14 protein-coding genes are annotated in these 13,134 nt (G+C 39.1%); 12 read left to right on the top strand and 2 right to left on the bottom strand.

The genetic code is table 11. The features are described 5' to 3' along the window. Positions 1-29: 29 nt before the first annotated feature. From B3139_RS14700 to B3139_RS14670, 7 genes are all read left to right on the top strand, one after another. Entirely contained in the window at positions 30-1,232 is a 1,203-nt protein-coding gene (locus tag B3139_RS14700) for an FtsW/RodA/SpoVE family cell cycle protein (protein ID WP_209576655.1), read from the top strand. Between the two features lie 10 nt (positions 1,233-1,242). Then, entirely contained in the window at positions 1,243-2,346 is a 1,104-nt protein-coding gene (murG, locus tag B3139_RS14695) for an undecaprenyldiphospho-muramoylpentapeptide beta-N-acetylglucosaminyltransferase (protein ID WP_209576653.1), read from the top strand. Between the two features lie 9 nt (positions 2,347-2,355). Beyond that, positions 2,356-3,711 (top strand): UDP-N-acetylmuramate--L-alanine ligase, encoded by a 1,356-nt coding sequence (gene murC, locus B3139_RS14690; RefSeq protein ID WP_209576650.1) that lies wholly within the window; start codon positions 2,356-2,358, stop codon positions 3,709-3,711. Next, positions 3,704-4,540: a cell division protein FtsQ/DivIB gene (locus B3139_RS14685; protein ID WP_209576648.1), complete on the top strand. Its 837-nt coding sequence runs from the start codon at positions 3,704-3,706 to the stop codon at positions 4,538-4,540. The genes murC and B3139_RS14685 overlap by 8 nt, the downstream gene beginning before the upstream one ends. 25 nt (positions 4,541-4,565) lie before the next feature. Next, positions 4,566-5,942 carry a cell division protein FtsA gene (gene ftsA / locus B3139_RS14680; RefSeq protein ID WP_209576646.1) on the top strand — a complete coding sequence of 459 codons (1,377 nt, stop codon included), beginning with the start codon at positions 4,566-4,568 and terminating at the stop codon, positions 5,940-5,942. Between the two features lie 140 nt (positions 5,943-6,082). After that, complete coding sequence (gene ftsZ / locus B3139_RS14675) at positions 6,083-7,783, top strand: cell division protein FtsZ (protein WP_209576644.1); 1,701 nt, start codon at positions 6,083-6,085, stop codon at positions 7,781-7,783. An 85-nt stretch (positions 7,784-7,868) separates the two neighbouring features. Then, a complete protein-coding gene (locus B3139_RS14670; RefSeq protein WP_209576642.1) occupies positions 7,869-9,011 on the top strand; it encodes a sugar phosphate isomerase/epimerase family protein in 1,143 nt (380 codons plus the stop codon). 29 nt (positions 9,012-9,040) lie between these two features. On the opposite strand, the gene B3139_RS14665 is transcribed toward B3139_RS14670, so the two are convergent. Continuing rightward, positions 9,041-9,682, bottom strand: a complete 642-nt coding sequence (locus tag B3139_RS14665) for a response regulator transcription factor (protein WP_209576641.1) — start codon at positions 9,680-9,682, stop codon at positions 9,041-9,043. Between the two features lie 279 nt (positions 9,683-9,961). Here B3139_RS14665 and mscL point away from each other — a divergent pair, with 279 nt between their 5' ends. From mscL to tsaB, 5 genes are all read left to right on the top strand, one after another. Beyond that, the gene (gene mscL, locus B3139_RS14660) at positions 9,962-10,369 is read left to right on the top strand and encodes a large-conductance mechanosensitive channel protein MscL (RefSeq protein WP_209576639.1); all 408 of its coding nucleotides are present in this window, start codon (positions 9,962-9,964) and stop codon (positions 10,367-10,369) included. A gap of 230 nt (positions 10,370-10,599) precedes the next feature. Next, a complete protein-coding gene (gene rpmH / locus B3139_RS14655; RefSeq protein WP_075991291.1) occupies positions 10,600-10,758 on the top strand; it encodes a 50S ribosomal protein L34 in 159 nt (52 codons plus the stop codon). A 61-nt stretch (positions 10,759-10,819) separates the two neighbouring features. After that, positions 10,820-11,236, top strand: coding sequence for a ribonuclease P protein component (locus B3139_RS14650; protein ID WP_209576637.1), 417 nt, complete (start codon positions 10,820-10,822; stop codon positions 11,234-11,236). Next, positions 11,199-11,453, top strand: coding sequence for a membrane protein insertion efficiency factor YidD (gene yidD / locus B3139_RS14645; RefSeq protein WP_209576635.1), 255 nt, complete (start codon positions 11,199-11,201; stop codon positions 11,451-11,453). The genes B3139_RS14650 and yidD overlap by 38 nt, the downstream gene beginning before the upstream one ends. A 14-nt stretch (positions 11,454-11,467) precedes the next feature. Beyond that, positions 11,468-12,175: a tRNA (adenosine(37)-N6)-threonylcarbamoyltransferase complex dimerization subunit type 1 TsaB gene (tsaB, locus tag B3139_RS14640; protein ID WP_209576633.1), complete on the top strand. Its 708-nt coding sequence runs from the start codon at positions 11,468-11,470 to the stop codon at positions 12,173-12,175. On the opposite strand, the gene B3139_RS14635 is transcribed toward tsaB, so the two are convergent. Beyond that, positions 12,170-13,075: a CorA family divalent cation transporter gene (locus B3139_RS14635; protein ID WP_293884315.1), complete on the bottom strand. Its 906-nt coding sequence runs from the start codon at positions 13,073-13,075 to the stop codon at positions 12,170-12,172. The genes tsaB and B3139_RS14635 overlap by 6 nt on opposite strands. Positions 13,076-13,134: the final 59 nt, after the last annotated feature.

Raw genomic sequence — 13,134 nt, 5'->3', positions numbered from 1 at the left:
AGGTATAACCCAATAAAAGGAGGAAGTATATGCTACAGACTATAATGTCTAAATTGAAGGGTGATCGATGGATATGGATCATTGTGATTATCTTATCGGGATGGTCACTTTTGGCTGTATATAGTTCGGTGGGCACCTTGGCTTACAAAGAGGGAAAGGGTACCGAAATGTATTTGCTAAAGCACTTTTCTATCATCGCTGTTGGGTTTATTCTAATGTATCTTTCTCATAAGCTGGATTATAGGTATTATGCCGGGATATCAAAAATAATGATGGGTATTACGATCCCTTTATTGTTGTTTACGCTCTTATTTGGTAGTAAAGTTAATGAGGCCAGTCGTTGGTTGACCATTCCGGGTATAGGTTTAACCTTTCAAACTTCAGATTTGGCGAAGCTGTCACTCATCGTCTTTTTGGCAAGGATGTTATCGCGGAAACAGGAAGAGATCAAAGATGTAAAAAAATCATTCTTACCCATTATGGGATCTGTATGTGGCGTTTTTATTCTGATCGCTTTGGCTAATTTATCCACCGCATTGATGCTGTTTGGCGTGAGTGTTTTATTGCTCTTGATCGGTCGGATTAGTTTTAAGCAAATCGCCATTGTGTGTTGTGGTGGGGGAGTGCTTTTAATGATGGTGATCTTCTTTGGTCCCCGAAGGGCGACGTATATCAGCCGGGTAAAGTCATTTTTCCATACCGAGAAGGTTGATAAAACGGTATCCTTCCAGGATGATAAAAACTATCAGGCAAACAATGCAAAAATTGCGATAGCAACAGGGGGGCTTTTTGGAAAAGGGCCGGGAAATAGTGTACAGCGCAACGTGTTGCCACATCCTTATTCCGATTTTATTTATGCGATCATCATTGAGGAGTATGGGACTGTAGGAGGAGTAATCTTGCTATTTCTGTATTTGGCATTTATGTATCGATGTATCCGTATTGTAACGATGAGTCCTAAGGCGTTTGGTACCTTTCTAGCTGCTGGTTTAGGATTTAGTTTGACTATCCAAGCTTTAGCGAATATGGCTGTTGCTGTAGGTTTAGGTCCGGTTACAGGAGTTCCGCTTCCATTGGTTAGTATGGGAGGAACATCTATTTTATTTACGAGTGTGGCGCTGGGAATCATTCTCAGCGTGAGTAGAAATATTGAAGAGTTAAAAGGTAAAGAACAATTGGATGAAAGACCTAAGCCCAAAAAGGTGGTGGTAGGATCTATTCCAGCATTATAATAAATTGAGCATGGCGATTCGCGTAATTATTAGTGGAGGGGGGACCGGCGGACATATTTTTCCGGCGATTTCGATTGCAAATGCTTTGAAGGCAATGGATCCTTCAAATGAAATATTATTTGTGGGTGCTAATGGCCGGATGGAAATGGATAAAGTACCAGCTGCTGGATATCGTATTGTTGGACTTGATATCCAAGGGATCAATAGAAAGCAACTGTGGAAGAATATTTTTTTGCCGTTTAAGCTGATGAAAAGTTTGAATAAGGCGAAAAGTGTAATTAAAGAATTTAGACCTGATGTAGCTGTGGGCGTAGGAGGTTTTGCTTCGGGTCCATTGTTAATGATGGCTAATAAATTGGGTATACCAACAGTTGTGCAGGAACAAAATTCCTATGCAGGGGTGACCAATAAAAAAGTTGGAGCAAAAGCCGCAAAGATCTGTGTCGCTTATGAAGGGATGGAGCAGTTTTTTCCTGCTGACAAAGTATTGATCACGGGAAATCCGATAAGACGCGAGTCTATTGCGATAGCGGGTAAAAGGGAGGAGGCATTGGCCTTCTTTGAGTTGGATCCGCACAAGAAAACAGTTTTGGTACTCGGAGGTAGTCTGGGCGCTAAAACATTAAACGAAAGTGTGCTGGCCTATCTCAGTGAGTTAAAGAAACAAGAAGTTCAGCTGATCTGGCAATGTGGTAGTTTTTACGTAGAAAAGTTAATGGAGGAGCTTGCAGGGGGACTTCCAGAAAATGTTAGGATGATGGCTTTTCTCCAGCGCATGGATTATGCTTATGCTGCGGCTGATTTAATTATTAGTCGGGCCGGTGCAGGAACTATCTCGGAACTTTGTGTGGTCGGAAAACCTGTTATTCTTGTGCCGTCTCCCAATGTCGCTGAAGATCATCAGACTAAGAATGCGATGGCATTGGTCAATAAAGAAGCAGCACTTTTGGTTAAGGACAGTGAGGCAAAAAAGGATTTGATACCCGCTGCTTTAGATTTATTAAATGAAGCCGATCGTGTTGCGCGATTAAGTGAAAATATTAAAAAACTCGGTAAGTTGAATGCTGATGTACAGATTGCCGAGGAGGTGTATAAATTGATTAATAAAATATAGAGGAAGCGTATGAATCTAGATGCAATAAAACAAGTATACTTGATTGGAATAGGTGGGATAGGGATGAGTGGTCTTGCGCGCTATTTCAAGCATTTGGGCTGTGAGGTGAATGGCTATGATCGAACAGAAACCGAATTGACTAAAACATTGGTCAATGAAGGTATTGCGATATCATATCAAGATGATGTCGATACGATTGATACTATTTTTCATGCTCCTAAAACAGAGACATTGGTCATTTTTACACCGGCAATTCCGAAAGATTCGAAGATCAAGGCTTTTATGGAATCGCAGGGACACATTCTTTATAAGCGGTCTCAGGTGCTGGGGATCATCAGCGAAAGTCGATTTACGGTAGCCGTCGCCGGTACACATGGTAAGACGACTACCTCTACAATGGTGGCACACGTATTGAAGGATTCGGGTTACGATTGTTCTGCATTTTTAGGTGGGATCAGTTCTAACTATGGTACCAATGTGCTTTACGGTGATAACAATACAGTTGTGGTTGAGGCTGATGAATTTGATCGTTCATTTTTGACACTTCACCCCAATATCGCAATCGTAACTTCTTCTGATGCTGATCATTTGGACATTTATGGCGATCGGAGTCATTTGCTTGAATCGTTTCAATTGTTCTTGAATAAAGTCGTTGAAGGGGGAACACGTATTATAAAAAAAGGCCTCGAGTTTGCGGGGCAAATCAGTTATTCAGGCCATGAAGTCGCTGATGCATATGCTTCCAATGTGCATGTACGCGATGGAGAGTTCTTTTTTGACTACCAAGATACCAATGGACGGATAGATGATATTCATCTGGGTATCCCTGGTATCCACAATGTTGAAAATGCAGTAGCTGCGATTGCAGTAGCACGTTTACTTGGGATTGCAGACGGCGCTATTAAGAAAGCATTGACGACATTTAAAGGCGTGAAAAGAAGGTTTGAATATATTGTTCGTCGACCTGGAGCTGTGTATATTGATGACTATGCACATCATCCAGAAGAACTGCGTGCATTTTTGACTTCGATGCGAAAATTGTATCCGACTCAAACGTTAACTGTTGTCTTTCAGCCGCACTTATTTACGCGTACGCGCGATTTTGTCGACGGTTTTGCAGAGGTGTTATCCATGGCAGACAATCTGTTGTTAATGGAAATCTATCCAGCTCGGGAGCTTCCAATTGAAGGCATAAACTCCAGTTGGTTATTGGATAAAATTACGGCTGAGGAAAAGCGCATTGTGACTCCCGAAGAGGTCTTGGAATTTGCACGCAATGAAAAGCCAGAGCTGATTGTTACAGTGGGGGCGGGTGATATTGACAAATTGGTTAAACCGTTACAGACAATTTTGGAGCATGCTTAAAAGATTACGTGACATACAATGGAATCGTGTACTGTACTTTACGCTTTTTTTTATCGGTGTAATAGTCGTCGTCGTGATTATGAATATTGTGGGTAAACGTGATGAACAACAGCTTTGCAAAGATATAAAAATTGTTATTGAAGGAACCGAGGCGTTTATAGATCAGGCAGATATCTCCAAATTGATCGAACAGAACTACGGTAGTTTTGTTGGAAAGAAAGTAAATGGAATCCCTTTTCAGAAGGTTGAAAAAACCTTGCGTAAACTACCTTATGTTTCCAATGCCAGTATACATGCTGATATGGATGGTACGATTAGAATTAATATTAGTCAGCGCGAGGCTGTGATGCGGGTTATCAATAAAAATGGAAAAGAGTTTTATGTCGATCCTAATGGTTTAAAGATACCGACAACGTTGAAATATATCCCACACATTATGGTTGCTACCGGCAACATCGCTGAAGGATATAATGAAGCACTTGATACCATCTCAACCCCATTGGTTAAGGATTTGGTGAAGGTTGTTGAATTTATAAAAAACGATGAGTTATGGACTAATCAAGTGGTGCAGATATATGTTAATGGAGATAAGGATATTGAACTTGTACCACGCATAGGGACGCAACAGTTGATTGTTGGATCGGCAGATTCTTTAGCACAAAAATTTGAATTATTAAAGACCTTTTATACGCAGATCATGCCAAAGGTGGGTATAAACGCTTATGGTGTTGTCAACGTAAAATATAGCGGTCAGATTATCTGTGAAAAGCGTGGGAACTGGAGTTTTTCGGATGATCAAACAAAAAAAATAGCAAATAATACATTATAGTAATACAGCAACAATACAGGAAATTATGAACTCAAAGGCAGCAGAAATTGAAAGAGAAAACCCAATTATCGTGGGACTCGATATTGGTACTACCAAAATTTGTGTTACGGTTGGGAGACGTAGCTCAGGAAACAAAATTGAATTATTAGGTGTGGGGAAAGCTGATTCTGCTGGTGTAAGCCGTGGAGTGGTGGCTAATATCCAGAAAACTGTGGGAAGTATTTTAGAGGCTGTCGAGATAGCCGAAGCACAGTCTAATGTGGATATTAAAGTAGTGAATGTGGGAATTGCTGGCCAACACATCAAAAGTATTCAACACCGTGGAATATTTACCAAAACTGATGGTGATGATGAAATCGTTCGACGCGATATTGAACGATTGATTTCGGATATGTATAAACTGGTACTGCCTCCAGGAGAAGAAATTATACATGTTCTACCTCAAGAGTTTACGGTAGATAACGAACCCGGTATTCGCGAACCAATTGGCATGGCTGGTCGTCGTATTGAAGCGAATTTCCATATTATATCGGGTCGGGTAACTGATATTAAAAACATCAAAAAATGTATTGATAATTCCAATCTGGAAGTTGCAGAATTGATTCTCGAGCCTCTAGCGTCTTCTGAAGCTGTATTGGATGAAGACGAAAAAAATGCTGGTGTTGTATTAGTAGATATCGGTGGTGGAACCACAGATGTTGCCATCTTCCATGAGGGGATTATTCGTCATACTGCTGTAATTCCTTTAGGCGGTAATATTGTGACGGAAGATATTCGTCAGGGATGTTCTGTTTTGCGCTCGCAGGCTGAATTATTGAAAACTCGTTTCGGATCGGCTTTGGCTGATGAAAACAAAGAAAACGAAGTGATCTGTGTGCCAGGATTAAAAGGCCGTGAACCCAAAGAGATTTCGGTTAAAAATTTGGCTTATATTATTCAGGCTAGAATGGAGGAAATTATTGAACATGTATACTATGAAATCAAATCTTCCGGATACGAGAATAAACTGATTGGTGGTATTGTTATCACCGGTGGTGGTGCTCAATTAAAGCATTTAGTACAACTTGTTGAATATATTACCGGAATAGATTGTCGTATCGGATTTCCGAATGAATATCTTTCTAAGAATGAGGTTTTACCGAAACCGCTATTTGAAGAATTGAAAAGCCCGCTATATGCGACAAGTATCGGTTTGTTAATTAAAGGAATCCAATCCCATGAGGATGAAGAAGACAGCCGTAGAGAAATGCACGCCCCATCGAAAAAAGTGCAGACAGCTACTATGACGACAAAAGAGGTTTCAGAACAACAACAAAAAGAGCAAGGATTGCTATCATGGTTTAAACGTTTTATCAAAGATGGTAACGAAATCGATGATGCAACTTTTTTAGACAAAAAGTAAGTTTTCCACAATAGGCGAAGTTTTCCACAATTTAACAGATGTGGAAAACTTTTGTTGAAATTATATTATTATTACATTACATATAGTGGGTTTGGTTCATTTTGATATCATCTTCATTGTAAGTTAAATAGGGATAAGTTATGTCAATACAGTTTGAAATGTTAAAAGAACAATCTTCAATAATCAAGGTTATTGGGGTTGGTGGCGGTGGCGGCAATGCCGTAAACCACATGTATAAACAAGGAATTAGTGGTGTGGATTTTATCGTGTGTAATACTGATGCACAAGCATTAGAATTGAGCCCGATTCCAAATAAAGTTCAATTGGGGATAAGTCTAACCGAAGGTATGGGAGCTGGGGCAGATCCTGATGTCGGAGAAAATTCGGCGATCGAAAGTATTGAGGATATCAAGCGTATGCTTGGCACCAATACAAAGATGCTATTTATTACAGCTGGTATGGGTGGTGGTACCGGTACAGGTGCTAGTCCTGTGTTGGCCAAAGCAGCTAAAGAGTTGGGTATTTTAACTGTTGCTATCGTCACTACGCCATTTACTTTTGAAGGTAAACGTCGTCGTTCACAAGCTGAAGAAGGGTTGTCTGAGTTACGTAAGTATGTCGATTCTTATCTTGTCATCTCGAATGATCGCCTTCGCGAAATTTTTGGTAATTTAACAATGACTGCGGCTTTCGCGAAAGCCGATGATATCTTAACAACAGCTGCAAAAGGTATAGCCGAAATTATCACAATCCCTGGTTATGTAAACGTGGATTTTAAAGATGTACGCACAGTAATGAATGATAGTGGCGTTGCCATCATGGGAAATGCTGTTGCTGAAGGTGAAGACCGTGCATTGCGCGCCGTTGAGGGTGCTTTGGCGTCACCGCTATTGAAAGATAATGAAATTGAGGGAGCTCGCTATATTTTGTTGAATATTACTTCTGGGACCAAAGAGGTAACGATGGATGAGGTTGCAATCATTACGGATTATATTCAGGAAAAAGCTGGCTTGTCAGCTGATTTGATCTGGGGTAACTGTATTGATGAAAATTTTGAGGATGAGTTGTCAGTAACAATTATTGCAACAGGTTTTCAGACATCAGAGGAACGTGATAAAGAACGTGAAAATACAAAAGTTTCTCTGCCTTTAACATCTGAGCCTTCAAATTCTTTTATCAAGCCTGTTTCTCAGGTAGCGCCTAGAGAAGTTCCAGCTACGAATAGCTTTGTAACTCCAGTTCAACGTGTGGATACATCGGCGCCTTCTTCAAGTACTACAACTCCGAATAATTTGCAATCCGACTTGTTTACTTCGCCAAGAAATGCCGCACAACAACAGCATGTTGCTGTTGAAGAACCACAGGTTATACGTCATGACTTAGGATTTGATAATGATTATGAAGAAGAGACATCATTTGGAGATACGGATTTTCAATTGAAAACTTCACCATCTGTTTTTCAATTCCAGATGCCAACAGTTTTTGATTCCTATACTACCCCTTCAGCGTCAGCGTATGAGGAGAAGCCGACATTTTCATCAAGTACGACAAATGAACAGGTTGAAGTTCCTCAGGTTGAAGAAGAGCAGGTTTCATTTGAAGATCAATTGGTGCGCACTAAAGAACGAATTCTACGTTTAAAGGAGTTAAGTATGAAGCTAAAATCTTCTAACGGTCTTCATGAGTTAGAAAATGAGCCGGCTTATAAAAGAAAGCAAATGTCACTGGAGGACACACCACATTCTTCACAGTCTCAGGTGTCTCGTTTCACACTTTCTTTTGAAGATGGAAATACTGAAATTCGACCGAATAATTCTTTTCTGCATGATAATGTAGATTAATTGATTCGCTATTAAATAATAGAAAGCCGTCCACAAAGACGGCTTTTTTAGTATCTTTAAATATCGAAAGACAACTATATAAGCTATGACGACAAAATTAAATAACCCTGTATGGGTGATGAGTTCTGCATTTGATAAATTATCCTTACCGGAGTTGATTCAGACAACCAAGAGAATTGGAGCCGGTGGTATAGACCTTTGTGTCTTTAGAAAAGATGGTACCCGTGAAGACCATACAGCGACCCACTTGGATTATGACGATTTTACTCCCGCAAAAGCGAGGGAAGTTATTGATCTGTTCAATCAAGCTGACTTAAAGCTTTCGCTTGGTGCTTTTGAAAATATGATTGGTGGGGATCCTGAGCAGCGGGTGAAAAATCAAAATCATTTATTAAAATTAATTCGTATTGCCCATCTGCTTGGCGGCGACGAAAATAATATCAAAGTGGGAACATTTGTGGGCTACAATCATGAATTGGGTAATCAAATTGATGGATTTCAAAAGAATCTTGAAGAATACAAGCGTGTATTTGCTCCCATTGTTGACTATGCAGAGAGTTTAGGCGTAACCATTCTTTACGAGAATTGCCCCATGGAGGGATGGCGATCGTCACGTTATAGCTCAACCTACAATAATCTGCCAGCTGTGTTGGCCGCACGAAAATTAATGTATGCGATGATACCAAGTAAGGCTCATGGCGAGATCTATGATCCTTCACATGATGTCTGGCAAAATACAAATCCAATTGAGGTAATCCGTAATACGGATATTGGGCGTCTGCAGCGTATCCATGTGAAGACCACACGTAATTTACAGACAGCCGCACGTATTGATTGGGGCGGTATGTATCCAATGCAACATGTCGATATGGAATTGGCTAAAAAAGCCAATGTAAGTATTCCAGGGCATGACTGGGATAGACATCACTACGAAGCGATGTTACCTGGCTTTGGCGGTTCTGACAGTATGGATTGGCGAGGATTTGTCGACCTATTGCAAGAACGTGGTTTCAGTGGTCCGTTTGAGATAGAAAATGAAGCTAAGAATTCGAAAGATACGGGTGATTTCTCAGCTACGGTTCAAGGATTCACTACCTGCCTCAATTTCTTAGCACCGATGTTGTGGGATTTAGAAGCAGAAGTGGGGTATTCTTATAAGAAATGTGAGCCTTTAAAAGATTTGAATGTAAAAGATATTCCGGTTGTTACGATGGGCAAATTGAGCTAATATACTAAAAAAGCACTCCAACAACATCACTAATTGTTGGAGTGTATTCTAAAAAGTTCGATCAATTCTGGGATATTGGAGACATTGAGTTTTTCGAATATTCTGCTTTTATAAGTGCTTACGGTTGATGGACTTAACTCCAATAAACCAGATACTTCAATGATACCAAGCCCTTTGATCAATTGCTTAGCGACATCTACTTCTCTATTTGACAAACGTGCCAAAGGGTTTAATTTCGTCAGTTCAGATTTACTTTGTGTCAGTTTCTGAATATATAAATCCTGTACGTTGCTCGACATATACTTTCCTCTATCCTGAATAGCCAAAATAGCATTAGAAAGTTCAGCCATTGCTGTTGTTTTATTGAGATAGCCTACTGCCCCAGCTTCGATATAGCGTAAGGCATATAGCGATTCGTCATAAGACGAAAAAATTAAAATCTTGATGCTTGGACGAATTTGAAGGATTTCCTCAACAACGCGTATATTATTTCCTCCAGGCATATTAATATCCAGCAATAGTAGGTCGAAATCTTCTACCTTTATCTTGTCGAGAACCTCGTCAAAGGTTTCGGCTTGGAATATTTCTGCTTTCTGAAGAGTTTCTTTAATAATAACGGAGGCTCCTAACCGTACAATGCCGTGGTCGTCTGCTATAAGAATCTTTTTCATAGATTTGCTATCTGATGCTGGGCTTTAATTACCGTATGAAATAAAGTACTAACAATATACAATATATCTTGATATTTTACTAGTTAACGTGCAAATATAAGAAATTAAGTTAATAAAAATTAGGTAGCTGCAAGTTGAGCGCATTTTTATGAAAAATGGATATTAAACTCCAATTAATACGGGTCATATTAGTTTAACGATAAAAAATTAGCATATTTTAATTAGATTTATGTGGCAATTACTAGCTTTGTTAATATTTATACACTAAAAAATTTAAATATGGGATTTCTAAAAGAGTTTAAAGAGTTTGCAATGCGCGGCAGTGTAGTCGATTTGGCTGTCGGTGTTATTATAGGTGGAGCTTTTGGTAAGATCGTTACCTCATTGGTCGACGATATCATCATGCCACCGATAGGGTATTTAACAGGTGGTGTTGATTTTTCATCTAAAAAATTGATTTTGAAGGCCGCTGATGAGGCTACAAAACAAGCAGAGGTATCTATTAATTACGGAAATTTTATCAACGTAGTTATTCAATTTTTAATTGTAGCATTCTGTATTTTTTGTGTTATTAAGGCTTTAAATTCGTTAAAACGTAAGGAAGAAGCAAAGCCTGCGGCACCAGCGGCGCCAACTAAGGAAGAAACACTGCTGACAGAGATCAGAGATATTCTAAAAAATAAATAGTGTCAGGTATTCTAAAAAGCAGCGCATTCGGACCGTGGTGTTTTTTTATTTTGTGAAACATTGAAAGTTGTTTTTTTTAGCTGTAGCTGAATAGATTAGCCTGCTTACTGCATATTAACTTTAAATGTTCTGAATATTGTTTGTTTTTGTCTAAAATAAACTTTACTTTTGCATTCCTCTTGGGGAGTTTTGTATTAATTGAAGTAAGAACAAATTAGCATAATAGCGTCATGAAAAGAACATTTCAGCCATCGCAAAGAAAAAGAAGAAACAAACACGGTTTTAGAGAGCGTATGAGCTCTGCAAACGGTAGAAGAGTATTAGCTTCACGTAGAGCCAAAGGTAGAAAACGTCTTACAGTGTCTGACGAATACCGTCACAAAGGTTAATCTTTGACCAAGATCGGTGGCTACTTATAAGAGCTTTTTCTAAATAAGATTAAGTCATCGTATGAAAAATACATTTACAAAAGAAGAACGGTTATGTGCGAAAAGGCGTATTGATACGCTTTTTAAAAGCGGTTCTTCTTTTGTTTTGTATCCCTTTAGAGTTGTTTTTATTTTTGATAAAAACAATATAGCTGACCATGCCCCTTCTTGTCAGTCTATAATTTCTGTATCCAAACGTAGGTTTAAAAGAGCAGTTGACCGCAATTCAATTAAGCGGATGATGCGTGAAAGTTACCGTTTGCAAAAATCGAATGATTTGATTCCATTTTTGTTGAAACATAATGTAACTTTGTATTTAGCTATTCAATATGTGGGCAAGCAGATCTTAGCATATGATGTGTTTCGTGTCGCAATGAATAAAATGCTGAAAAAATTGCAGGATGAATGTGCTGAAGCTTATTTGGAAAAAGGGGATTAGCCCTCTGTTTAGTTTTATTTTCTTAATTATTATTCGTTTCTACCAAGTTTTTATTTCGCCATTTTTAGGCGCCAGTTGTCGATATACGCCTACCTGTTCTCAGTACGGTAAGGAAGCTATTATAAAATACGGTCCTTTTAAAGGTGGTTGGATGGCTTTGAAACGAATAGCACGTTGCAACCCCTGGGGTGGTCACGGGCATGATCCTGTACCTTGATTTCTATAAAGACGATGAATAATTTAATTTTACAGATAGATACATCAACCACTGTATGTTCGGTTGCCCTGAGTGAAAACGGTCAAACATTACACGTTATCAATCTCGATGAACCAAATGCACACGCAGCCAAACTAACTATTTTGATCGAGGAAATTCTCAAACAAACAGGTCGAAAGATGCAGGATTTGAGCGCGGTGGCGGTGAGTATGGGACCGGGTTCTTATACTGGACTGCGTATAGGAGTGTCTACCGCCAAGGGGCTCTGCTATGCCTTAGATATTCCGTTAATTGCTATTAATACATTGGAGGCTTTATTTCTCGGGTATAAAAGTCAATTTGGTGTTACAGTAGGTGAGGCCTATCTTCCGATGCTCGATGCACGCCGTATGGAAGTCTATACAGCTGTTTACAATCACGATGCTGCCTTGGTAAGGGCAACCTCAGCGGAGATTATAGATATAGAATATTTCAATGGATTGTTGTTAGACTACGATCGTGTCCAATTGTTTGGTTCGGGAGCTGATAAATTCGAAACTTTGTTCAGTTCAACGGAGCGAGTCAATATCTTGAGTGGTTTCAAAGATTCTGCGGCTTTTTTATCACCATTGGCATTTGAAAAATTTGAACGAAAGCTATTTGAGGATGTTGCTTATTTTGAGCCATTCTATCTTAAAGATTTTGTAGTGACTACTGCAAAGAAAAAGGTTGGCTTATCATAACCAACCTTTTCTTTTGAACCAGAGATAAATCGCAAGGGATATGGCGATCATGATCGCTATGGCGACCGGATATCCATAGTACCATTCGAGTTCGGGCATATTCTTGAAATTCATGCCATAAATTCCTGCAACAAAAGTAATGGGCATAAAAAATACCGAGAAAATTGTGAGGATGCGCATGATTTCATTGGTGTGATTGGACGAGATATTGAAGTATACATTCAGTAGCTGAGCTACATTTTCGGATAAGTTTTCATATAATGTCGCTGTTCGAATCTGTAGATCTTTAAGATCCCGTGTGTATACATCCTTTTTTGAAGATGAATGAAAATGCTCAACAACCTCTTTGTAGAGAAAGATCACTTTACGTGCGACATCAATCTGTCTTTTGATAAAATAAAGATTTTTCAGTACTGGCTGTTGTCTCATACGTTTCAGGAATATCAATTCTTCGTATGCATCGATGCGTGTTGAAAGTTGCTCCAGGGTTTGGCTAAAGGTAAATACAGCCGCAGTCGTGATAAATACAGCCAGTTTACGGCTGTTTTTTGTTTTGATGGATGTGAATTCAATATTCTTGAGCTTTTCTAGAAATTCGATGCGACGTTTGTGTACAGTAACGACAAAATCACTTCCGTAGAAGATGGTGAGGCGGTCGGTGATTTCTCCGATACTGTCTGAATTCTCTTTGAAATTGTCTGACATGACGCGGAGGATCACAAAGGTATAATTCTCAAATTCTTCAATTTTAGGCAGATGTTCTGGTTCTTTGGAGTCCTTAATCGAAGCTTCATTTAAATTAAAACGCTGTTTAATAAAAGTGAAGTCTTCTGACGTTGGCTCAGCTATATCTATCCATTCGTAGTTTGCGATTTCTTTTTCAACAATCGTTCTGATCATACATCTAATTTTATGAAAGACAAGATAAGAAAGAAAATAAAAAAAGAAGCTGTCTCAAA

Source organism: Sphingobacterium sp. UBA1498 (assembly GCF_002325125.1).
Classification (GTDB): domain Bacteria; phylum Bacteroidota; class Bacteroidia; order Sphingobacteriales; family Sphingobacteriaceae; genus Sphingobacterium.
This window is presented reverse-complemented; position numbering and strand designations above follow the sequence as displayed.